Origin of the sequence: Pseudomonas sp. DSP3-2-3, assembly GCF_049898225.1 — a bacterium.
In the GTDB taxonomy this organism is placed as follows: Bacteria; Pseudomonadota; Gammaproteobacteria; order Pseudomonadales; family Pseudomonadaceae; genus Aquipseudomonas.
Genome location: NZ_JAFCXH010000027.1, coordinates 1 through 24513 on the forward strand (window position 1 = coordinate 1; position 24513 = coordinate 24513).

Genomic DNA, 24513 nt, shown 5'->3' on the forward strand with positions numbered 1-24513 from the left:
CTTCGATCAACTTCACGTTGCTCGTGAGCGGGAGGCGAATTCTACAGCGTTACAACCTGCTGTCAACCACCTTTTTTCACCGCTTCCGATCAACTCATCGAAACCTCTTCCTCGCCAATAAACCCGGCTAACTACTTGATTACCAAGGAGTTTTCCGTTTCATCTGCTCCGGAAGAGGTGCGAATTATAGACAGATTAGAGAGGCCGTCAACCGTTAATTCAGGCTTTTGTTACAACAGCATTCTTTTTCGTTCTAACACGCTGGATTCGCCGAGCAATCATTGGGACTCGCATAAGAAGAAGGACAACGCCAATGACAGCGTAAAGCGCCCACTCCTTGAGATCCGCCCTGACAATCCAAAGCATATGCAACAGCCCCAGCCCTAAAATGACGTATATAAGCCGATGAAGCTTCTTCCATCGTGCCCCCAACCGCCGCTGACTGTAGCGATTGGAAGTCACCGTCAATGCCAGCAAACACAGGAACGCCAGGCTCCCGACAATAATGTAGGGCCGCTTGACCAACTCCGTACCCAGTTGCGCCCAGTCCAGGCCAAGGATGAATACGGCATACGCACTCATATGCATGACGACATAGGCAAAGCACCAAAGCCCCAATTGCCGACGAACAGAAATCCAGCCCGGCCAACCAGTCATGCGCTGCAACGGCGTCATTGCCAGGGTGACCAACAGCAGGATCAAGGTGCCCAATCCCAGGCGGTCCACCAGGACCTTTCCGGGATCAGGCCCCAAAGCGAAAATCCATGCCTGATAGAGCCAAAGGATCGGTGCAACGCAAGCAGCCAAAAAGACGCCAATGCGCCAGAACGGGTAACGCATCAGTAATTTTTCCGTAAATCGAGGCCTGCATATAAGGAGGCAACCTCCTCCCCGTAACCGTTGAACATTTCTGTCTGCCTGATATTAGGACTGAACAGCCCGCTCGGCAGCCGGCGTTCATGCGCCTGCGTCCAGCGCGGATGATCGACGGTCGGGTTCACGTTGGCATAGAAGCCGTACTCACTCGCAGCAATACTCTGCCAAGTGGTCTTTGGCTGCTCACTGACAAGGCTGATACGCACGATGGACTTCACACTCTTGAAGCCATACTTCCACGGCACCACCAAGCGCAGCGGCGCGCCGTTCTGATTAGGCAATTCGCGCCCGTACATGCCTACCGCAAGAATGGCCAACGGATTCATTGCCTCGTCCAGCCGCAAGCCCTCTACATAAGGCCAATCGATCAAGGCAAAACCAGAGCGCTGACCCGGCATGGTTTTCGGATCCTGCAATGTCTCGAAGCGGATGTACTTTGCGTTGGCTGTCGGCTCGACCTGCTTGAGCAATGCCGAAATAGGAAAACCTATCCAGGGGATGACCATTGACCAGGCCTCGACGCAACGCAGCCGGTAGATGCGTTCTTCCAACTGATACGGCTTCATGAAGTCTTCGAGCGCGTAGCGACCCGGCTTGGCGACTTCACCGTCGATGACCACGCTCCACGGCTCGGTCTTCAGTGAACCGGCGTTTTGCGCCGGATCACCTTTGTCGGTGCCAAATTCATAGAAGTTGTTGTAGTGGGTCGCGTCCTTGAAAGGCGTGATCGTTTCATCCTTGACGTTGACCGCTTGCCATTTCGTCGACGGAAGTTTTTCCGCAAACCACGACGGCGCCTTGCCCGGTTCGACATCGGCATAGCGGGAAGGATCAGCAGCACTGGCCCAGCGCGGCACGGCACCGATGGCCAGGCCTGCAATCGAGCTGCCCAACAGCGCACGACGGGAGAAATAGAGAGATTCGGGAGTGACGTCCGACTCTTTGCAGTCGGACGACGGGGGAAGCTTTATAAGCATGATGACTCCACAGTCTATGGGGAACTTATGCACCAACAGACTGTGAAGTATGGGGGAAAATCAAATCACTCGACGGATCTGTGCCGACGCAGTCGTAACAAATATTGCACAGGTCCGGATGCTGCATAAGCGAGGAAAATTAGCAGCAAGATGCGCGGAGGGTCGCTGAAGACGACAGCAAACACCAAAACGACCGCAAGAATCGCAACGAAGGGAACGCGTCCCTTGAGGTCAAGTTCCTTGAAGCTGTTGTACTTGATGTTGCTGACCATCAGCATCCCGGCAGCAGCTACCAACAATGCCACCAGGAACGACAGCTTCGAGCCCTGGATGCCATAGTCGCTGAACGCCCATACGGTGCCGGCAACCACGCCCGCCGCCGCAGGACTCGCCAAACCGATGAAATAACGTTTGTCGGCTTTGCCCACCTGAGTGTTAAAGCGCGCCAGACGCAGCGCCGCGCCTGCGACGTAAATGAAGGCAACCATCCACCCCACTTTGCCCATATCGCCCAGCGCCCAGCCAAATGCCAGCAACGCCGGCGCTACGCCGAAGGCAACCATGTCGGACAAGGAATCGTATTCGGCACCGAAGGCGCTCTGAGTGTTGGTCATGCGCGCCACTCGACCATCCAGGCCATCCAGAACCATGGCGACGAAAATGGCGATTGCAGCAAAGGCAAAATACTTGCTCGCCCCGGCGGCATCCCCGGCACTCAAGGCGCTCTGGGCGCTCATCGAACTGATGATGGAATAGAAGCCGGCAAACAGATTCGCCGTAGTAAACAGGTTTGGCAGCAGATAGATACCGCGATGCCGGACTTTGCGCCCTTCAGCGTCATGCCCTTCTTCAATATGCTCATCGATCGGTAGCAGGCTTTCGGCGTCAGAGGCCTTGCTTGGCTCTTCAGGACGTTCGCTCATGGACTTTACCTTGCAACGGTGTGGAAAGTTTCGACAGATGTCTGCGACGAGGGTTCGTCGGCAAACGATGCAGCTTTATACCAGAAGCGTCAGGCCCATACGAAAAAACGCGGCCAATTGGCCGCGTTTCCGTACTGCTGAACGAAGTCGAAAGACTTAGTTCTTGTCTTTGTCGACGATCTTGTTGGCTGCGATCCAAGGCATCATCGAGCGCAGTTGTTCGCCGATGATTTCGATGCCGTGCGCAGCGTTGTTACGACGCTTGGCAGTCATCGAAGGGTAGCCAGTAGCGCCTTCGGTGATGAACATCTTCGCGTACTCACCATCCTGAATGCGCTTGAGAGCGTTGCGCATGGCTTGACGGGATTCAGCGTTGATGACTTCAGGACCGGTCACGTATTCGCCGTATTCGGCATTGTTGGAGATCGAGTAGTTCATGTTGGCGATACCGCCTTCGTACATGAGGTCAACGATCAGCTTCAATTCGTGCAGGCATTCGAAGTACGCCATTTCTGGAGCGTAGCCAGCTTCAACCAGAGTCTCGAAGCCTGCCTTGACCAACTCAACGGTACCGCCACACAGAACGGCTTGCTCGCCGAACAGGTCGGTTTCGGTTTCGTCCTTGAAGGTGGTTTCGATGATGCCGGTACGACCGCCACCAACGCCCGAAGCGTAGGACAGCGCAACGTTTTTGGCGTTGCCCGAAGCATCCTGGTAGATCGCGATCAGGTCAGGAATACCGCCGCCTTTGACGAACTCGGTACGCACGGTGTGGCCAGGCGCTTTAGGGGCGATCATGATCACGTCCAGGTCAGCACGCGGCACGACCTGGTTGTAGTGAATCGCGAAACCGTGGGAGAAGGCCAGTGTTGCGCCCTGCTTCAGGTTCGGCTCGACTTCGTTTTTGTACAGCGCGGACTGGAATTCGTCTGGAGTCAGGATCATGACCAGATCGGCAGCAGCCACAGCGGAAGCAACGTCAGTCACTTTCAAGCCGTGAGCTTCAGCCTTGGCGACGGTAGGCGAACCTTTGCGCAGACCAACAGTGACATCAACGCCGGAGTCTTTCAGGTTGCACGCCTGGGCGTGGCCTTGGGAACCGTAACCGATGATGGCAACTTTTTTGCCCTGGATGATCGAAAGGTCGCAGTCTTTGTCGTAATAAACTTTCATGAAATTTCCCTTGTTATCCCGGCCGTTCAGGCCATTTGCTTAATTGAGTTAGATGCTCAGCACTTTGTCGCCGCGGGCAATGCCCGTAACGCCGCTACGTACTGTTTCCAGGATCGCGGCAGTGCCGATGGCCTGAATGAAGCTGTCCAGCTTGTCGCTTGTACCGGTCAGTTGCACGGTATAGACACTGGCTGAAACGTCAACGATTTGCCCACGAAAGATATCCGTGGTGCGTTTGATCTCGGCGCGCTGGGCACCGGTGGCCTTGACCTTGATCAGCATCAGTTCGCGCTCGATGTGGGCGCTTTCCGACAGATCCACCAGCTTGACCACTTCGACCAGCTTGTTGAGGTTTTTGGTGATCTGCTCGATCACCTCATCCTGGCCCACGGTGGTCAACGTCAGGCGCGACAGTGTCGGGTCTTCGGTTGGAGCCACGGTCAGGCTTTCGATGTTGTAGTTACGCTGTGAAAACAGGCCCACGACGCGAGACAAAGCACCCGGTTCGTTTTCCAGCAAAAGGGAAATGATGTGCCGCATGATTAAGTCCGCTCCGTCTTGCTCAGCCACATATCGCGCATGGAGCCGTCTTTGATCTGCATCGGGTAGACGTGCTCGGTGACATCGACCTTGATATCGATGAACACCAATCGATCCTTCATGGCAAAGGCTTCTTCCATCATCGGCTTCAAGTCTTTGAGGTCGGTGATGCGCATGCCGACGTGGCCATAGGCCTCGACCAGCTTCACGAAGTCAGGCAGCGACTCCATGTAAGAGTGCGAGTGACGACCGCTGTAGCTCATGTCCTGCCACTGGCGAACCATGCCGAGTACGCCGTTGTTGAGCAGGATGATTTTCACCGGCAGGTCGTACTGCAGGCAGGTCGACAGCTCCTGGATGTTCATCTGGATACTGCCTTCACCCGTCACGCAGGCAACGTCCGCATCCGGGAAGCTCAACTTGACGCCCATGGCTGCAGGAAAACCAAAGCCCATGGTGCCCAGGCCGCCGGAGTTGATCCAGCGATTAGGCTTGTTGAAGCGGTAATACTGCGCAGCGAACATCTGATGCTGGCCCACGTCGGACGTGATGTAAGCATCGCCCTTGGTGACTTCGCACAGCGTCTCGATGACTTTCTGCGGCTTGATGACGCTGCCGTCGCCCGGGTTGTACGGGAACATGTCGCGATCGCCGCGCCATTCTTCGATCTGCTTCCACCAATTGGCGACCAGAGTCTTGTCCGGGGTCTCGCCGATATCCTTCAAGGTGGCAACCATTTCGGTCAACACGCTCTCAACCGGACCGACAATAGGCACGTCAGCCTTGATGGTTTTGGAGATCGATGCAGGGTCGATGTCGATGTGGATGATCTTGGCGTTCGGGCAGAACTTCGACGCGCCATTGATTACGCGATCGTCGAAACGCGCGCCCACTGCCAGGATCACGTCAGCATGGTGCATCGCCAGGTTGGCGGTGTAGCTGCCGTGCATCCCGAGCATGCCGAGGAACTGGCGATCCATGCCCGGATAGCCGCCCAGGCCCATCAAGGTATTGGTCACCGGAGCATTCAGCGCCTGCGCCAGCTCGGTAAGTGGCTCGGAGCCATTACCCAGAATCACACCGCCACCGGCATAGATGATCGGACGCTTGGCCGCAAGCAGCATTTCCACGGCTTTGCGGATCTGGCCGGAATGGCCACGAACCGCCGGGCTGTAGGAGCGCAGCTTGGCTTTCTTGGGGAACACGTATTCGAATTTTTCCGCCGGGTTGGTCATATCTTTCGGGATATCGACCACAACCGGACCTGGACGACCGGATTGCGCCAGGTAGAAAGCCTTCTTCAGGACTTCCGGGATTTCCGAGGCGTGCTTGATCATGAAGCTGTGTTTCACGATCGGACGGGAGATACCGATCATGTCGGTTTCCTGGAACGCATCGGTGCCCACCAGCGTACTGGCGACCTGACCAGACAGAATCACCATCGGGATCGAGTCCATGTAGGCCGTCGCGATACCGGTGATTGCGTTGGTTGCGCCAGGACCCGAGGTAACCAGCACGACGCCAGCCTTGCCGGTAGCGCGCGCGTAGCCGTCAGCCATGTGCGTGGCCGCTTGTTCGTGACGAACAAGGATATGGCTCACGGCAGGTTCTTTGAACAGGGCATCGTAGACATGCAGGAGGGCGCCGCCAGGGTACCCGTAGATATGCTTAACGCCTTCGTCACGCAAAAAGCGGACGATCATTTCGCCGCCGGATAAAAGCTCCACGTTGTTCACCTCTAAAACGCCAGAATACCGCCCACAAACGAGGACGGGTCTTAATAGGTTTTACTGCCAAGCAGAGCATGAGCGACGGTGGTCGCCGACTACGTCAGCACTGACTGAGCAAGTATTGGGATGACCCCAGAGTGTTGCGGGGCTTTCCCACCCAGCGCGAGGTAACGCGTTGCGGGTGTAACAGGTCGGCGCGGGTGTGCGCCTCATGATCTACCGAGATGGCCTGCTTCTGGCAGTCCCTCCACAGCGAACTTTGGATTGTTGTGATTCGACCCTCTCAAGTCAAGTAATCCGTAAGGTTTCTTCGCACTAACCGCATGAAAAACCACCAAATGGGACCGCGCAAGGGTGCTTATGGTAGGTTGCGCAGTGAACAACCCTTCAAGGAAGCAGCATGCGTCGCGTGATTTTCTCCGCCCTCCTCGCACTGGCATTCGGCAATACCAGCCACGCCGCGCAGATCTTCAAATGGGTCGATGCCCAAGGCGTCACTCACTTCGATGCCCAACCTCCGGCGGGACAGGCGGCACAGGAAATCCATACCGCACAACCACCACCGGCATCGGCCCCGGCGACGGCACCGGTCGATGTTGACGGACCAGCGCAACAGCGGGCCATCGACAAGCAGGTCAAGAAACAGATTGCGACCGAAGAGGCCCAGCGCAAGGAAAACTGCACGAAGCTACGCACCAACCTCGCGCAACTGCAGAACAACCCTCGCGTGCGTGAGCAGGTCGAGGGTGAGACCAAGCGTCTGTCGGAAGATGAGCGCCAGGATCGCATCAGCGAAACGCAAAAGGCCATCGAGGACTTTTGCGGCTGAGCACTTTTTGACCAGGCACAGCTTGGCGCTTACGTGAACTCGGTGATCAATCGATCAAAATGAGCCAGAAGCTGTTGCAGATAACGGGTTTCCTGGGCGCGAGAGGCGTAGGCCATCTCGGCCATTTCGAGAATCCCGGACGCATTGGGCAGTGGCAGGTTCTGCTCAAGAATGATCTTCATGCGCGGCAGGAAAATCCACTGCAACCACTGCTCGAATTCCAGGGTGTCGACACTAAACGGCTCGACACTGGACAGCGCCTGCTCACTGGGTGGCGAATCGCTCCACCAGCCCAGCACCCTCAGTTCACGCTCGATCAGCAGCAAATGTTCCGCTACCTCAGGAAAGCGTTTGTCCATCATGCGCCGACCTTGGCTTTCTGGCGGGCCTGAGCAGCACCGGCCGCATCACCCTGTTTTTCACGGGCCTGGGCAATGATGTCCCAGAGACTGGCTTGCAGGCTCGGACGACCATTGGCGTAGGTCAGGCCACGCTGCGCAAGCTGTTCGGCCTGGGCCGCATCGCCCTGAGCCAGGCGCACTTGCGCCAGACGATAGATGACTTGCGGTTCACGAGGCGCGACACGTTGCGCGCGCTCCAGGCTCGACGATGCACCATTGAGGTCGCCGCCGTTCTGCTGTTGCTGCGCGGTAGTCAGCAACGCCAGCACCGGGCCGTCCAGCTGTTCATCCGCCGACAGGCCGCCGCCGGACGAAGGAATACCGCTTGGCGCCGACGCAGCAGGCGCGCTGTATGGGGTGTTGCTGATCGGCGCGGTATTGATCGGCGCCTGATTGGCGGAGGTATCGATCGGCGCGCTGGTGCTGAACGGTGCCTGCTCGGCAGGCGCGGCAAAAGTGCCACCAGAGCCACTGCCAGTCCCGCCCCCGGGGATCATGACGACCACACCGGAATCCTGCGGAACGGCCTGGGCCTGTGCCGGAGCTTGCCCCGCATTTGGCCGGTAAGCACCGTTACGTGACGCAGCAACGCGTTCGCCGTTGGAAACTTTCGAGCTGGAATCGACTACCGGAATCGAACCACGCTCCACACTGGCACAACCATTGAGCAAAGCCAGGGCTGTTAACGCTGGTATCAACCACTTGTTCACTTGACGTCCTCTTTGCTTAGTTCAACCAACCCTTGACCCAATCCATCACTGAATCGGCGGGGGCCGTATTCCCGCCACAGGCCGGGCCGGGTGCGGGTTCGCTGCCGCGAATATACGGCATCTGGACGGCATTCGGGCAGCTTGCATCGGTGCCCTGTCCGGTCGCAGCATTGACCCACGCCTGAATCACGTTATCCGGCAACGGCATGTCCAGTGGTAACGGATCGGCCTTGCGCATGAAACTGGTCCAGACCTGCAACGGCCCGGTCGCACCGGTGAAAGGCGTCTTGCCGTTGTCATCGCGCCCCATCCAGACCACCGCCAGCAAATCCTGGCTGAAACCCGCGAACCAACTGTCGCGTGAATCGTTGGTCGTACCGGACTTGCCCGCCAGGTTCAGCGAGCTTGGCAATACGTTATAAACGGACTTGCCCGTACCCTCGCGCATCACGCGCTGCATGGCGTTCTGCAGCAGATAGATGGAGCCCGGATCAAAGCGCTGCTGAATCTGGAACGGGTAGCGCTTGAGCGGCTCGCCTTCAGCAGTCAGCACGCTGCGAATCGAGCGCATGGGCGTATTGAAACCACCATTGGCGATGGTCTGGTACATCGTCGCGACCTGCATCGGACTCAACGAACCAGCACCCAGCAACATCGAAGGATAGGTGGGCCAGTCAGCCTGCACACCCAGCTTGCCAAGGGTCTTGAAGACATTTGGTACGCCCAGTTCCAGGCCGATCTTGGCGCTGGACAGGTTGTAGGAATGCGCGAGCCCTTGGTACAGAAAGATATTGCCGTGGGCCTTGTGATCGTAATTCTGCGGCTTCCAGATCTGGCCGTCCGCGCCCTTGACCTGGAACGGCTCGTCGGCCACCCAACTGGTCAAGGTGTATTTGCTCGGCTGCTCAAGCGCCGTCAGGTAAATGACCGGCTTGACCAATGATCCGATCTGCCGCACGGCATCGATGGCCCGATTGAACCCGGCATAGCCCGGCTGGCGGCTGCCGATCAAGGCCTGGACTTCGCCGGTTTCCGGATTGGTCACGACCATCGCCGCTTCCATCTCGTCCACACCCTTGCGTCCGCTCAGCTTCTTGAACGTCTCGGTCATGGCCGCTTCGGACTTCATTTGCAGGATCGGATCGAAGCTGGTGAAGATCCGCAGACCTTCTTCGGTCAAGTCTTCGTCGCGATAGTCTTCGCGCAACTGGCGTTTGACCAGATCCAGGAAAACCGGGAACGAGCTGTCAGCCAGGCTGCCGGTTCGGGTAACCCCCAAGGGCATTTTCTTCGCGGCGGCGACCACTTCGGCGGTTGCCACGCCCTGCTGTTCAAGCAAATCCAGGACCAGATTGCGCCGTTCAAGCGCCCGCTCCGGATTGCGTCGCGGATTGTAATAGGACGGGCCTTTGACCAGACCAACCAGCAGCGCCACCTGATGCAACTTGAGTTCGGACAGCGGCTGGCTGAAGAAATACTGGCTGGCCAGACCAAAACCATGCACGGCGCGCTGGCCATCCTGACCGACGAACACCTCGTTGAGGTACGCCTCGAGGATTTCCTGCTTGCTGTAATGGATCTCCAGCAAGACCGCCATCATCGCTTCAGTCAGTTTGCGCGTGATGCTGCGCTCACTGGTCAGGTAGAAGTTTTTGACCAACTGCTGCGTCAGCGTACTGCCACCCTGGCGCATCTGCCCGGCGGAGGCGTTGACCCAGAACGCGCGGGCGATGGACTTGGGCGAGACGCCGAAGTGGTGATAGAAGTCACGGTCTTCGACGGTCACCAGTGTATCGAGCAGATACGGCGGTGCCTGATCCAGCTTGATCAGGATCCGGTCTTCAAGGTTCTTCGGATACAGGCCGCCGATCATCAGCGGCTCAAGGCGGGCCACCGCGAGCTTCGCGCCATTGCCGGAACTCAGGTCGGCAACATAGTCACCCGAGAAGCGCACGCGAACCTGCTGCGCCGGGTCGGCACCTTCGTAAAACTGGAAGCCGCGGGTATTGAGGTCAACCGTATTGCCGTTCACCGCTGCCGCGCCGGGGCCGTTGGCCACGCTTTCGCGACGATAGCCCAGCGCATCAAGCTCTATGAGGAAGTCGTCCTTGGTGAGCTTTTGCCCGACGAACAACTCCAGCGGCCGGGCGTAGACCTTGGCCGGAATGGTCCAGCGCTTGCCGGAAAACTTCTCCTGGACGATGGCGTCGAGATAGATGGCAAAGCCGGCCAGCACGACGAGACCGACGAGGCTGAGCTTCAAAGCCCAGCCTAACCAGGTGCGCAGGCGGCTGGGGGCGGGTTTTTTTGGGGTGCGGGAAGAGCGAGTACGAGTCATGGCGGCGGATTATACGCACTTTGCAAGCGTTCGAAAGGCGGCCTTGACGGCGGTTTGCAGGCTTGCGCCAAGCGGCCATAATGGCCGCCTTGAGCCATTTACCGAATTATCACTTCTGAAGGATCGTCCGTGAGCCAGTCACTCATTGCAGCCCTGCAAAACCCCGCCCTTTTTCCGCATCCGGTCGAGGGCTTCCAACTCATCGAAACGCACATTTCGTGGGTCCTGCTGACCGGTCCCTACGTCTATAAATTCAAGAAACCGGTGAACTTCGGCTTTCTTGATTTCACGACCCTGGCGGCTCGTCAGCACTTCTGCAATGAAGAGCTGCGTCTGAACCAGCGCCTGACCGAAGATCTGTACCTGGAAGTCCTGCCGATCACCGGCACGGCCGACGCTCCGCAACTGGGCGGCGAAGGCGAAGTCATCGAATACGCGCTGAAGATGCGCCAGTTCCCGCAAGGCGGTCTGCTCAGCACCTTGCAAGCCAACGGCGAGCTGACCACTGTACATATCGACGAAATGGCCCGGCAGATCGCTCAGTTTCATATCAGCGCTCCGGTGGTCCCGGCCGACAACGAACTGGGTTCGCCTGACAGCGTCATGGCACCGGTCCTGCAAAACTTTGAGCAGATTCGCCCGCTAATCAGCGAAAAGGCCGACCTGCTGCAACTCGATGCCCTACAAGCCTGGGCAGAATCGAGCTTCAATCGCCTCAAAACGTTGCTGGGGCAGCGCAAGACCGAAGGCTTTATTCGCGAATGCCACGGTGATATCCACCTGGGCAACATCACGCTGATCGACAACAAGGTCGTGATCTTCGACTGCATCGAGTTCAACGAGCCGTTCCGCATGACCGATGTCTACGCCGACATCGGCTTTCTGGCCATGGACCTGGAAGACCGCGGCCTGAAATCCCTGTCGCGCCGCCTCATCAGCCAATACCTGGAGCTGACCGGTGACTATCAAGGCCTGGAACTGCTGAATTTCTACAAAGCCTACCGTGCACTGGTTCGCGCCAAGGTTGCACTGTTCAGCCTGCCTGCCGACGCCGATCCGGTACAGCGCGGAGCCACCCTTCGCCAGTACCGCAACTATGCCAATCTGGCCGAGAGCTACAGTGCGATTCCTTCGCGCTTCCTGGCGATCACTCATGGCGTGTCGGCTGTGGGCAAAAGTCATGTGGCCATGCGTTTGGTGGAATCCCTGGGTGCGATCCGCCTGCGTTCCGATGTCGAGCGCAAACGCCTGTTCGCCGCCAAAGACGCCGAGCTTTACGGCGCTGACGCGAGCATCGCCACCTATAAAAGCCTGCATGAGTTGGCTGGCGTGATTTTGCGCGCGGGCTTCCCGGTGGTGGTCGACGCGACTTATCTCAAGCAGGACCAGCGCGCAGCCGCCGCCAAAGTGGCCGAAGCCACGGGCGTTCCGTTCTTGATTCTCGATTGCGAAGCCCCGCAAGCGGTGATTGCTGGCTGGCTGGCTCAGCGTCAAGCGGCAAATGTCGATCCGTCCGACGCAACGCTGGAAGTGATCGAGGCCCAACAGGCCAGTCGCGAGCCGTTGAGCGCCGAGGAAGTGCTGCACAGCAAGCATGTGCAAACCAATCAAAGTTCGGATCTGGATGGCCTGATCGAGAACATTCGTCAACGTCTTCCGGGCCTCTGAAACATGTTCGCGCCGTTTGGCATTTAGCGCTTCACGGCTCGAAAATAGTGGCGATATACTGGCGCCACAATTCCAACGTAACGGAAACACGAGAGGCGCTATGACTCAGCCGAAAATTCTGGATTCCTTCCTGTACGCGCTTTTGCGCAAGGACGATGTGGCCGGGTTCAACCTGCAAAAACCCAGGTCCGGCACCGTGGATCTGGCTGGGGGTGATTTTCGCGGCCTTGACCTGCGCGCACTGGATACCGAGCGCATCGACTTTACCGATGCGTATTTCCGTTCGGCTGATTTGCGCGGACTTGATTTGCGCAATACGCCCATGGAAGGCGCCAGCATCGCCCACGCGCAAATCTCAGGTGCATTCTTTCCCGCCGAGCTATCGGCAGACGAGATTCTGATGTCAGTCAACTTCGGCACTCGCATGCGCTATCGCACGGCGAGGTAGCTCGGTTGAACTAGCTCTGTTCGAACTGCCGACATGCGCAACGCATGTCGGCATGCCTGGCTACACGCACGTTCTGCTACCCGTCACCTTCCTGCTTATTGCAATGCAAGCCGCCCTGTCCTTCACGCCTGCAGGTCGCGGACTACAATGATTGTGGTTCGCCTGCGTTTATTTAACGTCGGAGCTCAGCATCGCATGGAGGCATGATGAACGATGAACTGCAACACCTCAAAAACCTCGGTAAAACTTCATCTCAATGGTTGCACGCTGTCGGTATCCACAGCCCATCGGATTTACGGCGAATGGGGTCTGTCGGGGCGTATCAGGCTGTACGCAAGCGCGGTTTCCGGGCAACCAAAGTGTTGTTGTACGCAATCGAGGCAGCACTCATGGATATTCACTGGATTGATCTGCCGATTGATCGTAAAGCCGATCTGAATCACCAATTAAACGGCACGTCACGGCAGACGAAGCTTTGAAAGCCCTTGCGAGGAATGAAAAAATAAACCGTTGACATGCAAATGAGAATCGCTATGATTATCACAACTGGTCGCGAGACTGGCCGATACCTGAAAGACCTTGGTTCGGTGTTTCAGATTATCTCCTCATCAGGCTAATCACGGTTTTTGACCCGGCTCTTTGCCGGGTCTTTTTTTGCCTGCGAAAAAGTCGCTATCAATAGCAGTTGCCGTGCGGGCCTGGCGCGAGAACGCCCAGCTGGACGAGCAGATCGTCCAGCAAACTGGACGCGCCGATACGTACTCGCTCGGCGGTGAGCCAGTGAGGACCGAAGCGCGCCTGAGTCATGTCCAGATACTTCTTGGCGTCCTGAAACGTACGGATGCCGCCCGCAAACTTGATACCGACCTGCCCTCCCACTTCAGCAATGCTTTCCAGCATGATTCGGGCGGCCTGGGGTGTAGCGCTGACGACCACCTTGCCCGTACTGGTCTTGATGAAATCAGCACCCGACAGAATCGCACCCCGGCTGGCATCCAGAATTGTCTGCGGATCACGCAAATCACCGGTTTCCAGCGTCACCGTCAATCGCGTGCGCGGGCCACAGGCATCCCGACATGCGGCCACCAGGTCCATTCCAATCTGTTGATCGCCAGAGAGCAGCGTGCGAAACGGATACACCACATCGACTTCATCCGCCCCGGCCATTACCGCCGCCCGGGTTTCGGACGCGGCAGACTCGATATTCGCGGCGCCATACGGGAAATTGACCGCAGCCACCACGCGGATGTCCGGCGTGCGCAGCCGATCAAGCGCTGTGCGGGCCAGCAGGACAAACTTGGGATAGACGCAAACGCTGGCGACGGGCCCCAATGGGGTCAGTGCTCGCTGGCACATGCCGATAATGCGCTGGTCGGTATCGTCTGCATTGAGCGCCATTAGATCAAGCAGGCCTATTGCCCGCCGTGCCAACTGCTCATCGTCAGCTTTTATATCTGTGCTCATGTCTCGCCTCGATCCTTTTGCAAGTTCAGGAGCAAGACAATATATGAGCCTCGACCTCGCAAACCGGGCGGCAGACCTTCAAGGAACGGGACTACGCAAAAAACAGAAACTTCCGAAGAGGAATCCTCGTCTGCGCCACTCAGTTTCCTGACCCGGGCTTGCGCATTCCGGCGCAGTAATCCTGGGCCGGAGTGGCTGCGGTAGACCAGACGTAATCCGCACTGGCGGGATCCACGTCAGTGCCGATCTGACTCAGGATCAGCACGACTGGCGGCTCTTGCGCGCCGATGTCCGCCATATGCAGTGGCACGCCGACGTCTTTGCGCACGTGCCAGCTCCCGGCAAACAACAGCGCCGGAGCGGGCGCAGCCATAAGTCGCTCGGCCATCCGCCGGTCACGCATCTGCTGAATGGCGACCATCGCGGGTAACTGCTCTTCGGGCAACAGACCGCAATGGGACGCTCGGACCTGTTCCAGCAACTTTTCCCGCACACCAGGGGAAGCCGACAACGGGCCTTCCACTGTCGGCGCCTGCTGGTAAATCGACATGACTTCAGCGCTGTCCAGATTGGCGGAAAGTAGCGGATAGGGCTGCGCCAATGCGTACCTGACGATGGGCCCATACAGCGCCCAGTCCCAGCCTTTCTGCCACTTTAATGCGGCGGAAAGGTCAGGCGGAAATTCGCCCTGGGCGATGTCGGCGCGAACTGAATCGACCGATGCCTGCTGATCGGGATTGATCATTTCCAGCAGCAGGCTGCCCTGCTGGCGACGATCGGCCAGGACCTGTAAAAGCCAAAGCTGTAATGCGTGGTGATCGGGATTGTCATGCAGCTCCCCAACCAGGACACGTGGTGCCAGGGCGAGCCGTTCGGCAAGCTGCTGCGGCGTCAGCTCTTGCCCGCTCTTGATGTCATGAATCATGCCTGAATCCAAATCCTCACGCCCAAGCGGGCTCTGCGAAAGGGGTATATTCGGCAACGAAGGTGGCCCTTGGCAAGCACTCAGCAGCAGCAATGCCAGTATTGCAAGCAGACAGCGCATCCTTACAACCTCTCAATCGATGAAGATCATGGCCGCAACGCCACGAGAACTGCCACACTCCACCCAGACATAAACGGTAAAGATTATTCCGCCGCTCACCAAGGAGAACCCTCTGAAATTGCTCTGCGCCGGTAGCGATATACCGGAAGGCCAAAGCCGTGGCCTGGAACTTGATGGCCGTAATCTGGTAGTGATACGTCGCGACGGACAGATATACGTCTACCAGAACCGCTGTCCGCATCGCGGCGTCGCACTTGAATGGCATGCAAACCAGTTTCTGGATCCCAGCGCCAGCCTGATTCAGTGTGCGACTCACGGCGCGCTGTTCCTGATCGAAAGCGGCGAATGCGTAGCCGGACCTTGCGAAGGGCAGTCGCTGTCAGCCATCGCCTGTCATGAGGATCACGACGGGATCTGGATCACCTCCAGCGACAATGCCTGAACGGGTTCGAGTTCCCAGCGAAGCTGCAAGGGCCGGTCGATGAATATCTCCTCGGATGTCAGCTGGATGCCATAGGCCAGCACTTCGACCCCCGCTGCCATCGCCTCGCGCAACGCGGCTGCATAACCGGGGTCGATCTCTGCGGCGGGCCTTACTGCTTCGACACCGGTCAGGTTGACGCAATACAGCAACACCGCTCGCACACCGTCGCGCGCCAGGCTCGCCAACTCCCGCAAGTGCCGGGCACCGCGCAGAGTGACCGCATCGGGAAATGCCGCGACCGGCGAGCCGTCAAAGCCCAATGTCACGCTCTTGACCTCGACAAACGCCGGACCACCGGGGTAATCCAGACGAAAATCCACCCGGCTCTTTTCCTGCCCGTACGCCACTTCACGCTTGAGGCCGATAAACCCGTTGAGCTCGCTGATGACGCCAGCGCGCAAGGCTTCTTCCACCAGATGATTGGCGCGCCCGGTATTGATGCAGGCCAGCCGCCCTTGCGGGGTTTCGCTGATTTCCCAAGTGCCGGGCAACTTGCGTTTAGGGTCGCTGGAACGACTGAACCAGACCCGTCCGCCCGGCATCATGCAATTGAACATCGAGCCGGTGTTGGGGCAATGAATGGTCAGCAGCTCACCGCTGGCGGTTTCGATATCGGCCAGGAAACGCTTGTAACGCACCACCAGCAGACCTTGTTCAAGCTCAGGAGAAAAGCGCATCAGCCTTGCCAGCTCCGCAACCCGCGAGCGATTCGCTCAACGGCTTGTTGCAGACGCGGCAGGCTCTGGGTGTAGGCAAAGCGCACGTGGTGACCCGCCTGAAAGCGGCCGAAGTCCAGCCCCGGGGTGATCGCCACGTACTCGGTTTCCAGAAAGTGTCGGCAAAACGCAAACGCATCGCCGCCGAACGCGCTGATATCGGCGTAAAGGTAAAACGCGCCCTCTGGTTCTACCTGGATCTTGAAGCCCAGTTCACGCAGGGCTGGCAGCAGGAAGTCCCGGCGCAGGCCGAACTCGGCGCGGCGCTGTTCAAGAATTTCCAGGGTTTGCGGCTCGAAACAGGCCAGCGCGGCGTATTGCGCCATGCTCGGCGCGCTGATGTAGAGGTTCTGCGCGAGTTTCTCCAGATCCGCGACCGCATCGGACGGTGCGACCAGCCAGCCAAGACGCCAGCCAGTCATGCCGAAATATTTCGAAAAACTATTAAGGACGAACGCCTCGTCGTCGACCTCCAGCACGCTGGCCGCGTCCGTGCCGTAAGTCAGGCCGTGGTAAATCTCGTCCACCACCAGATGACCGTTTCGCGCCTTGAGCGCTGCCGACAATGCCGCCAGTTCGTCGCGATGCAGCAGCGTGCCGGTAGGATTGGCGGGTGAAGCAACCAATGCGCCCACGCTGTCTTGATCCCAATGTTTAGCCACCAGACCGGGCGTCAGTTGATAACGCACGTCGGGACCGACTGGCACCAGTTGCGCCGCGCCTTCGACCAGTCGCAGAAAATGGCGATTACACGGATAACCAGGATCGGCCAGCAACCAATGCTTGCCGGGATCGACCAACAAGCTGCTGGCGAGCAGCAACGCACCGGACCCGCCGGGCGTCACCAGAATTCGGTCGGGGTCGATGCTCACGCCATAACGCCGGGCATAGAATCCGGCAATGGCTTCGCGCAACTCCGGCAGGCCACGCGCGGCGGTATAACGGGTTTTGCCGGCAGCCAGCGCGGCCTGCCCGGCAGCAATGATCGGTGCTGCGGTGGTGAAGTCCGGCTCACCGATTTCCAGGTGGATGACATCGCGCCCCGCCGCCTGCAGTTCATTGGCCCGCGCCAGCAACGCCATGACATGAAAGGGTTCGATGGCGCGACTGCGCGCACTGTAGGGCTGAGCCATTGGCCTTCCTTAATGAAAAAACTTAGAGCTGGATAAACAGACTGGATACCTTGCGCGAACGATTCTACCCAACCTCACGAATGCCTGTGATTTAAAAAGGCGAGGACGGCGCAGCGCCGGACTTTACCCGTTCGACCAATGATTGGAGGGATAAATATCCAAATGGATGTAACACGGACTGCGGGAATCAAGTCTGCCAAGGTTTTTTCTCACCCCATGCCGTGGCCGGAGCTATGATCAACTGTGCTCTCGTGCGCTCGTGCTCGACAACCGGGAGTAGCGCGCTCCGATTTGATCTGGTAAGTTCGCCCGCTTGCAGCCGCAGGGCCGGCAGGTGTCGGCGATGTCTAAATCCTGCGCAATGGATTAAAGAGTGAGAGGCGGTCCATTCATGCCCACCCAAGAAAAGCAGCAGAACAACCAGATAGCTGGTGACTTCAAACCCTACGAAATCAGTAAGGGCGAGGAGTACATGAGCGAAAAGATGCGCGCTCACTTCACCAAGATTCTTGGCAGTTGGAAGTTGCAGTTGATGCAAGAGGTCGATCGGACCATGCATCACATGAAAGATGAAGCTGCCAACTTTCCAGATCCGGCGGATCGCGCCAGCCAGGAAGAAGAATTCAGCCTGGAATTGCGCGCCCGTGATCGCGAGCGCAAGTTGATCAAGAAGATCGACAAGACGCTGCAACTGATCGAAGACGAAGAATATGGCTGGTGTGAATCGTGCGGCGTAGAGATCGGCATCCGTCGCCTCGAAGCCCGCCCAACCGCTGACCTTTGCATCGACTGCAAAACGCTGGCGGAAATCAAGGAAAAGCAGGTCGGCAAGTAAGCGACCCGCACCCTTGAACCAAGGACGCTTCGGCGTCCTTGGTTGTTTCTGGAGTAGATAATTGTTGGAGCGAGGCTTGCCCGCGAAGAACGATTACGCGAATTGTCTGAAAGACCGAGGCGATTGGATCGCGGGCAAACCTCGCTCCAACAAGCCAAATATCGAAGCCCGCCCCAATCTCCAGTAATATCCCGCCCATGAAATCCCCCTCCTATATCGGGCGCTTTGCGCCGACGCCCAGCGGTTATCTGCACTTCGGCTCGCTGGTCGCAGCGCTGGCCTCGTACCTCGACGCCCGCTCGGTCGGTGGGCTGTGGCTGATGCGCATGGAAGATCTCGACCCGCCGAGGGAAGTCCCGGGCGCGCAAGCGGCGATTCTCGATACCCTCGAACGCTACGGTTTTGAATGGGATGGCGGGCTGGTCAGTCAAAGCCAGCGCCATGACGCCTACGCGCAGATCGTCAATCGCTGGCTCAGCCAAGGGCTGGCGTATGCCTGTACCTGCTCGCGCAAACAGCTGGAGCCGTTCGCCGGGGTCTATCCGGGTATTTGCCGGGACGCCGGTCACGACTGGGAAAATGCCGCCATCCGGATTCGCGTGCCGGAACTGCAGTATCAATTCGAGGATCGGGTTCAGGGCAATTTTCATCAGCACCTGGGCCGCGAAGTCGGGGATTTCGTGATCAAGCGTCGCGACGGTTTGTTCGCCTACCAACTCGCCGTGGTCATAGACGACGCATGGCAAGGCATCACGCACGTGGTGCGCGGCGCCGACTTGCTGGATTCCACCCCACGCCAGCTATACCTTCAGGAGTTGCTGGGTGTTCCGACTCCTCGCTACCTGCATGTGCCGCTGATCACGCAGCCAGACGGCAACAAACTGGGCAAGTCCTATCGCTCGCCACCATTGGCGACGGACCAAGCGACGCCTTTATTGTTGCGGGCGTTGCGCGCACTGGGACAGCCGGTCGATACGCAGCTGGGCTACGGCACGCCGCAAGAGGTTCTCAAGTGGGCAATCGGGCACTGGAACGTTGCGTTGATCCCCCAGGTTCGCAACCTTGAAGAAGCCCGGATAGACTGAGCTAGAGCGGTCGCATTCAACTTGTATAGACGGGTGATGAAACGCCTCTTGCAGGTTGCGCGCCATCCGTTACCATGCCGCTCCTCATCCCCAGCAGTGCGAACGAATCGCGAAGGAGGCCAAATGTATATTTACCGATTGGTCCTGTTGCTGGTGGTAGGCATTTATCTGTTCTCTCCGGCCATCATGGATTGGTGGATAGATGCGACCGGCGCCTGGTATCGCCCGTATCTGCTGTGGCTGATCCTGATCGTGGTCACCTTCATTCTCCAGAGCCAACGAGATGCCGATGAGCTTTAGCCTGACCCAGATGATTCTGGTCAGCGCCGCCTATTTATTAGTGCTGTTCGGCGTGGCATGGATCAGCGAGCGCGGCGTCATTCCCCGCTGGATCATCCGCCACCCGCTGACCTACACCTTGTCGCTGGGCGTATACGCCAGTGCCTGGGCGTTCTACGGAACGGTCGGCCTGGCCTATCAGTACGGCTACGGATTTCTTTCCAGTTATCTCGGGGTTTCCGGAGCGTTCCTGCTGGCGCCGGTATTGCTGTATCCGATCCTGAAAATCACCCGCACCTATCAGCTTTCATCGCTGGCCGATCTGTTTGCGTTCCGCTTCCGCAGCACCTGGGCGGGCGCGCTGACCACGATTTTCATGCTGATCGGCGTACTGCCACTGCTGGCGCTGCAGATCCAGGCGGTGGCCGATTCCATTGGCATCCTTACCCGCGAGCCGGTGCAGAATCGCGTCGCCCTGGCCTTTTGCGCGCTGATTACCCTGTTCACGATTTTCTTCGGCTCGCGCCACATCGCCACCCGGGAGAAACACGAAGGTCTGGTGTTCGCGATTGCCTTTGAGTCAGTCATCAAGCTCATCGCCATTGGCGGCATCGGCCTGTACGCGTTGTATGGCGTGTTTGATGGCCCGCAAGCGCTTGAGCAATGGCTGTTGCAGAACCAGAGCGCGCTCGCCGCGCTGCATACGCCGCTGCAGGAAGGACCATGGCGCACCTTGCTGTTGGTGTTCTTCGCCTCGGCCATCGTCATGCCGCACATGTACCACATGACGTTTACCGAAAATCTCAGCCCGCGCTCGCTGGTCAGCGCCAGTTGGGGCCTGCCGCTGTTCCTGCTGCTGATGAGCCTGGCGGTGCCGTTGATTCTCTGGGCCGGTCTCAAGCTCGGCGCCACCACCAGCCCGGAATACTTCACGCTGGGCATCGGCATTGCGGTCAACAGCAAGGCGCTGGCCCTACTCGCTTATGTAGGCGGACTGTCAGCGGCCAGCGGACTGATCATCGTCACCACCCTGGCGCTGTCGGGCATGGCCTTGAACCATCTGGTGCTGCCGCTTTATCAGCCGCCCGCCGAAGGCAATATCTACCGTTGGCTGAAGTGGACCCGGCGCGGCCTGATCGTCGCGATCATCATGGCCGGCTACGGCTTCTATCTATTGCTCGGCGCGCAACAGGATCTGGCCAATCTGGGCATCGTCGCGTTCGTGGCAACCCTGCAATTCCTGCCGGGAGTGCTTTCGGTCCTGTATTGGCCGGCAGCCAATCGTCGCGGCTTTATCGCCGGTTTGCTGGCCGGCATCACGGTGTGGATGGTCAGCATGCTGTTGCCGTTGATCGGCGACTTCCAGGGTTTTTATATCCCGCTGCTGAACATGATCTATGTCCTGGACGATACCAGCTGGCACATGGCGGCAATCGCCTCGCTGGCCGCCAATGTATTGTTATTCACCCTGATTTCCCTGTTCAGCAATCCCAGCCCGGAAGAAGCCAGCGCCGCCGAAGCCTGCGCAGTGGACAACGTGCGCCGCCCGCAACGGCGCGAACTGCACGCCGCCTCGCCGCAGGAATTCGCCACGCAACTGGCCAAGCCGCTGGGGGCCAAGGCCGCGCAAAAAGAAGTCGAGCAGGCGCTGCGCGATCTTTACTTGCCGTTTGACGAGCGTCGTCCCTACGCGTTGCGGCGTTTGCGCGACCGCATCGAAGCCAACCTGTCGGGCTTGATGGGCCCCAGCGTGGCTCAGGACATGGTCGAGACCTTCCTGCCGTACAAATCCGGTGGCGAAAACTACGTCACCGAAGATATCCACTTTATTGAAAGCCGCCTTGAGGACTACCACTCGCGCCTGACCGGGCTGGCTGCGGAACTCGACGCCCTGCGCCGCTATCACCGGCAGACGTTGCAAGAGCTGCCCATGGGCGTGTGCTCGCTGGCCAAGGATCAAGAGATCCTGATGTGGAACAAGGCCATGGAAGAACTGACTGGCATCGGCGCCCAGCGCGTGGTCGGCTCGCGGCTTGAGACCATCACTGAACCCTGGAAAGAGTTGCTGTTGGGGTTCATCAATATCCCCGACGAACACTTGCACAAGCAGCGTCTGGCACTCGATGGCCAGACCCGCTGGCTCAATCTGCACAAAGCCGCTATCGACGAACCCCTGGCCCCAGGCAACAGTGGCCTGGTATTGCTGGTCGAGGATTTGACCGACACGCAGATGCTCGAAGACAAACTGGTCCACTCCGAGCGTCTGGCCAGCATCGGTCGTCTGGCCGCTGGCGTCGCGCACGAGATTGGCAACCCGATCACCGGCATCGCTTGTCTGGCGCAGAACCTGCGCGAAGAGCGCGAGGACGATGGCGAACTGACCGAAATCAGCAGCCAGATTCTGGAACAGACCAAGCGCGTTTCACGCATCGTCCAGTCGCTGATGAGCTTCGCCCACGCCGGCGGCCATCAACATACCGACGAAGCGGTGTGTCTGGCAGAGGTGGCGCAGGATGCCATCGGTCTGCTTGCACTGAACCGACGCAACTTCGAAGTGCATTTCTATAACCTGTGCGACCCCGACCACTGGGTCGATGGCGACCCGCAACGGTTGGCCCAGGTGCTCATCAATCTGCTCTCCAATGCCCGCGACGCCTCGCCTGCGGGCAGTGCGGTGCGGGTCAGGAGCGAAGTTTCCGAACACACTGTCGACCTGATTGTGGAAGACGAAGGCAGTGGCATTCCGAAAGCAATCATGGATCGATTGTTCGAACCCTTCTTCACCACCAAGGATCCAGGTGAAGGTACCGGACTGGGCCTCGCACTGGTCTATTCCATCGTTGAAGAGCATTATGGACAGATCACCATCGACAGCCCGGCCGACCCCGAGCACCAGCGCGGTACCCGTATTCGGGTGACATTGCCGCGACATGTCGAAGCGACGTCCGCTGTGAACTGAGACCGTCGAGAGAACCGAATCAATGCCGCATATTCTGATCGTCGAAGACGAAACCATCATCCGCTCGGCCCTGCGTCGCCTGCTGGAACGTAACCAGTACCAGGTCAGCGAAGCGGGTTCGGTGCAGGAAGCCCAGGAACGATTCAGCATCCCGTCGTTTGATCTGATCGTCAGTGATTTGCGTTTACCCGGCGCGCCCGGCACCGAGCTGATCAAGCTGGGTGAAGGCAAGCCCGTGCTGATCATGACCAGCTACGCCAGCCTGCGCTCGGCCGTGGACTCCATGAAAATGGGCGCCGTCGATTACATCGCCAAACCGTTCGACCACGATGAAATGCTCCAGGCCGTGGCGCGGATTCTGCGCGACCGCCAGACCGTGCAAAGCATCCAGGCCGATCGCAGCATGGCCAAGGCCAACGGTCTGGAAAAAGGCGTAGTCGACAACAGCAATGGCGAAATCGGCATCATCGGTTCTTGCGCGCCGATGCAGGATCTTTACAGCAAGATTCGCAAGGTCGCGCCGACCGATTCCAATGTGTTGATCCAGGGTGAATCGGGCACCGGTAAAGAATTGGTGGCGCGTGCGCTGCATAATCTTTCCCGCCGCGCCAAGGCGCCAATGATCTCGGTGAACTGCGCAGCGATTCCGGAAACCTTGATCGAGTCCGAACTGTTCGGCCACGAAAAAGGCGCCTTTACCGGGGCCAGCGCAGGTCGTGCCGGTCTGGTCGAAGCTGCCGACGGCGGCACCTTGTTCCTCGATGAAATTGGCGAGCTGCCCCTCGAAGCCCAGGCGCGATTGCTGCGCGTGCTTCAGGAAGGCGAAATTCGCCGGGTTGGTTCGGTCCAGTCGCAAAAAGTCGATGTGCGCCTGATCGCTGCGACGCACCGCGACCTGAAAAGCCTGGCCAAGGTCGGCCAGTTCCGCGAAGACCTTTATTACCGCCTGCACGTGATCGCACTGAAACTGCCGGCCCTGCGTGAACGTGGCGCCGATGTCATCGACATTGCCCGCTCCTTTCTTGCCAGACAAAGCGCCAAGGTCGGTCGCACCGACCTGAAATTTGCGCCGGACGCCGAACAAGCAATTCGTCACTACACGTGGCCAGGCAACGTGCGCGAGCTGGAAAACGCGGTAGAACGCGCGGTCATCCTGTGCGAAAGCCCGGAAATTTCCGCCGAGTTGCTGGGCATCGACATCGAATTGAGCGACCTGGACGACCAGGATTTCATCGGCCTGCCCGCTCAGCACAATGCTTCCAGCTCCACCAGCCACGAGCCGACCGAAGATTTGTCCCTTGAGGATTACTTCCAGCATTTCGTCCTGGAACATCAGGATCACATGACTGAAACCGAGCTGGCACGCAAGCTGGGCGTCAGCCGCAAGTGTCTGTGGGAGCGTCGTCAGCGCCTGGGCATTCCGCGTCGCAAAGGTGTGGCCAGCGAAACCTGATACAGCAAGGCCGCGCAAGGCTCTAGCCCGAGCGTGCGCGCCTTGGGTTTAAGGTGTTACCTCAGCAATCCCAACGTAACAAAAGCCGGGTCTTACGGTAACGAAGTCCCGGCTTTTTTATGCCATTAGAAAGCCACCCCAGCGCCAGAAAGCCCGTTTTTAAAGGGTTTCTAAAAGTTGGCACAGGTTCTGCAATATCTACCAGTACAAGAACAACAAAAACTCGCAGTAGCAAAACCCACAATAAAAACAATACGAATCGACTCACGCATAACAAGAACAACACGGCGGAGGCGCAGCTAACTGATTCTTTTGGAGAGGAGTTGTATTTGGGGCTTGCCCCACGATCAGGCTGAGAACAACAAAAACTACCCCAAGGTAGCGCCTGAACTGGTTGGATCGAATGATCATTGCAACGCAGCGACCAAAGCAATCCGTTTGCTCTTG

Annotated in this window: 23 protein-coding genes; 10 read left to right on the top strand and 13 right to left on the bottom strand. The window is 58.4% G+C overall.

Annotation, left to right across the window (positions count from 1 at the left end; genetic code table 11):
• Positions 1-219 precede the first annotated feature (219 nt).
• The 6 genes from msrQ to ACP7E4_RS24265 form a co-directional block, all read right to left on the bottom strand.
• Positions 220-840 carry a protein-methionine-sulfoxide reductase heme-binding subunit MsrQ gene (gene msrQ / locus ACP7E4_RS24240; protein WP_426118012.1) on the bottom strand — a complete coding sequence of 207 codons (621 nt, stop codon included), beginning with the start codon at positions 838-840 and terminating at the stop codon, positions 220-222.
• Positions 840-1853: a protein-methionine-sulfoxide reductase catalytic subunit MsrP gene (gene msrP, locus ACP7E4_RS24245; protein WP_426118013.1), complete on the bottom strand. Its 1014-nt coding sequence runs from the start codon at positions 1851-1853 to the stop codon at positions 840-842. Before msrP ends, msrQ begins: the two co-directional genes overlap by 1 nt.
• A 65-nt stretch (positions 1854-1918) precedes the next feature.
• Positions 1919-2776, bottom strand: a complete 858-nt coding sequence (pssA, locus tag ACP7E4_RS24250; protein ID WP_426118015.1) for a CDP-diacylglycerol--serine O-phosphatidyltransferase — start codon at positions 2774-2776, stop codon at positions 1919-1921.
• Between the two features lie 156 nt (positions 2777-2932).
• Positions 2933-3949, bottom strand: a complete 1017-nt coding sequence (ilvC, locus tag ACP7E4_RS24255) for a ketol-acid reductoisomerase (RefSeq protein WP_331149392.1) — start codon at positions 3947-3949, stop codon at positions 2933-2935.
• A gap of 48 nt (positions 3950-3997) precedes the next feature.
• Positions 3998-4489, bottom strand: a complete 492-nt coding sequence (gene ilvN, locus ACP7E4_RS24260; protein ID WP_020293234.1) for an acetolactate synthase small subunit — start codon at positions 4487-4489, stop codon at positions 3998-4000.
• A 2-nt stretch (positions 4490-4491) separates the two neighbouring features.
• On the bottom strand, positions 4492-6216 hold the full coding sequence (locus tag ACP7E4_RS24265; RefSeq protein WP_426118016.1) for an acetolactate synthase 3 large subunit: 1725 nt from the start codon (positions 6214-6216) through the stop codon (positions 4492-4494).
• 403 nt (positions 6217-6619) lie between these two features.
• Between ACP7E4_RS24265 and ACP7E4_RS24270 the strand changes: the two genes are divergently transcribed.
• Positions 6620-7048 (top strand): DUF4124 domain-containing protein, encoded by a 429-nt coding sequence (locus ACP7E4_RS24270; RefSeq protein ID WP_426118017.1) that lies wholly within the window; start codon positions 6620-6622, stop codon positions 7046-7048.
• 29 nt (positions 7049-7077) lie between these two features.
• Here the strand turns inward: ACP7E4_RS24270 and ACP7E4_RS24275 are convergent, their stop codons facing one another.
• From ACP7E4_RS24275 to mrcB, 3 genes are read right to left on the bottom strand one after another with little or no spacing between them, the layout of a single operon-like run.
• Entirely contained in the window at positions 7078-7407 is a 330-nt protein-coding gene (locus ACP7E4_RS24275; protein ID WP_426118071.1) for a YqcC family protein, read from the bottom strand.
• Positions 7407-8159: a tetratricopeptide repeat protein gene (locus tag ACP7E4_RS24280; protein WP_426118018.1), complete on the bottom strand. Its 753-nt coding sequence runs from the start codon at positions 8157-8159 to the stop codon at positions 7407-7409. The genes ACP7E4_RS24275 and ACP7E4_RS24280 overlap by 1 nt, the downstream gene beginning before the upstream one ends.
• 16 nt (positions 8160-8175) lie before the next feature.
• Positions 8176-10497 carry a penicillin-binding protein 1B gene (gene mrcB, locus ACP7E4_RS24285; protein ID WP_331151031.1) on the bottom strand — a complete coding sequence of 774 codons (2322 nt, stop codon included), beginning with the start codon at positions 10495-10497 and terminating at the stop codon, positions 8176-8178.
• Between the two features lie 129 nt (positions 10498-10626).
• On the opposite strand from mrcB, the gene ACP7E4_RS24290 reads away from it, so the two are divergent.
• From ACP7E4_RS24290 to ACP7E4_RS24300, 3 genes are all read left to right on the top strand, one after another.
• The gene (locus ACP7E4_RS24290; RefSeq protein WP_426118019.1) at positions 10627-12165 is read left to right on the top strand and encodes a bifunctional aminoglycoside phosphotransferase/ATP-binding protein; all 1539 of its coding nucleotides are present in this window, start codon (positions 10627-10629) and stop codon (positions 12163-12165) included.
• Positions 12166-12265: 100 nt separating this feature from the next.
• Positions 12266-12613: a pentapeptide repeat-containing protein gene (locus tag ACP7E4_RS24295; protein WP_020293227.1), complete on the top strand. Its 348-nt coding sequence runs from the start codon at positions 12266-12268 to the stop codon at positions 12611-12613.
• A gap of 206 nt (positions 12614-12819) precedes the next feature.
• Positions 12820-13092, top strand: a complete 273-nt coding sequence (locus tag ACP7E4_RS24300; protein ID WP_020293226.1) for a TfoX/Sxy family protein — start codon at positions 12820-12822, stop codon at positions 13090-13092.
• A 196-nt stretch (positions 13093-13288) separates the two neighbouring features.
• Here the strand turns inward: ACP7E4_RS24300 and deoC are convergent, their stop codons facing one another.
• Both deoC and ACP7E4_RS24310 read right to left on the bottom strand, forming a co-directional pair.
• Complete coding sequence (gene deoC, locus ACP7E4_RS24305; RefSeq protein WP_426118020.1) at positions 13289-14077, bottom strand: deoxyribose-phosphate aldolase; 789 nt, start codon at positions 14075-14077, stop codon at positions 13289-13291.
• A 139-nt stretch (positions 14078-14216) separates the two neighbouring features.
• Positions 14217-15122: a ChaN family lipoprotein gene (locus tag ACP7E4_RS24310; RefSeq protein WP_426118021.1), complete on the bottom strand. Its 906-nt coding sequence runs from the start codon at positions 15120-15122 to the stop codon at positions 14217-14219.
• A gap of 112 nt (positions 15123-15234) precedes the next feature.
• On the opposite strand from ACP7E4_RS24310, the gene ACP7E4_RS24315 reads away from it, so the two are divergent.
• Positions 15235-15564: a Rieske (2Fe-2S) protein gene (locus ACP7E4_RS24315; protein ID WP_426118072.1), complete on the top strand. Its 330-nt coding sequence runs from the start codon at positions 15235-15237 to the stop codon at positions 15562-15564.
• Here the strand turns inward: ACP7E4_RS24315 and sfsA are convergent.
• A complete protein-coding gene (gene sfsA, locus ACP7E4_RS24320; RefSeq protein WP_426118022.1) occupies positions 15525-16283 on the bottom strand; it encodes a DNA/RNA nuclease SfsA in 759 nt (252 codons plus the stop codon). The genes ACP7E4_RS24315 and sfsA overlap by 40 nt on opposite strands.
• The gene (locus tag ACP7E4_RS24325) at positions 16283-17455 is read right to left on the bottom strand and encodes a pyridoxal phosphate-dependent aminotransferase (RefSeq protein ID WP_426118023.1); all 1173 of its coding nucleotides are present in this window, start codon (positions 17453-17455) and stop codon (positions 16283-16285) included. Before ACP7E4_RS24325 ends, sfsA begins: the two co-directional genes overlap by 1 nt.
• A 391-nt stretch (positions 17456-17846) precedes the next feature.
• Between ACP7E4_RS24325 and dksA the strand changes: the two genes are divergently transcribed.
• The 5 genes from dksA to ACP7E4_RS24350 all read left to right on the top strand — a co-directional run bounded on the left by dksA (position 17847) and on the right by ACP7E4_RS24350 (position 24066).
• Entirely contained in the window at positions 17847-18290 is a 444-nt protein-coding gene (dksA, locus tag ACP7E4_RS24330) for an RNA polymerase-binding protein DksA (RefSeq protein WP_331151023.1), read from the top strand.
• A 197-nt stretch (positions 18291-18487) separates the two neighbouring features.
• A complete protein-coding gene (gluQRS, locus tag ACP7E4_RS24335; RefSeq protein ID WP_426118024.1) occupies positions 18488-19375 on the top strand; it encodes a tRNA glutamyl-Q(34) synthetase GluQRS in 888 nt (295 codons plus the stop codon).
• Positions 19376-19498: 123 nt separating this feature from the next.
• Positions 19499-19675, top strand: coding sequence for a hypothetical protein (locus ACP7E4_RS24340; protein ID WP_004879930.1), 177 nt, complete (start codon positions 19499-19501; stop codon positions 19673-19675).
• Positions 19659-22613, top strand: a complete 2955-nt coding sequence (locus tag ACP7E4_RS24345) for a sensor histidine kinase (RefSeq protein WP_426118025.1) — start codon at positions 19659-19661, stop codon at positions 22611-22613. Before ACP7E4_RS24340 ends, ACP7E4_RS24345 begins: the two co-directional genes overlap by 17 nt.
• Positions 22614-22635: 22 nt before the next feature.
• Positions 22636-24066 (top strand): sigma-54-dependent transcriptional regulator, encoded by a 1431-nt coding sequence (locus ACP7E4_RS24350; RefSeq protein ID WP_426118026.1) that lies wholly within the window; start codon positions 22636-22638, stop codon positions 24064-24066.
• Positions 24067-24513 lie beyond the last annotated feature (447 nt).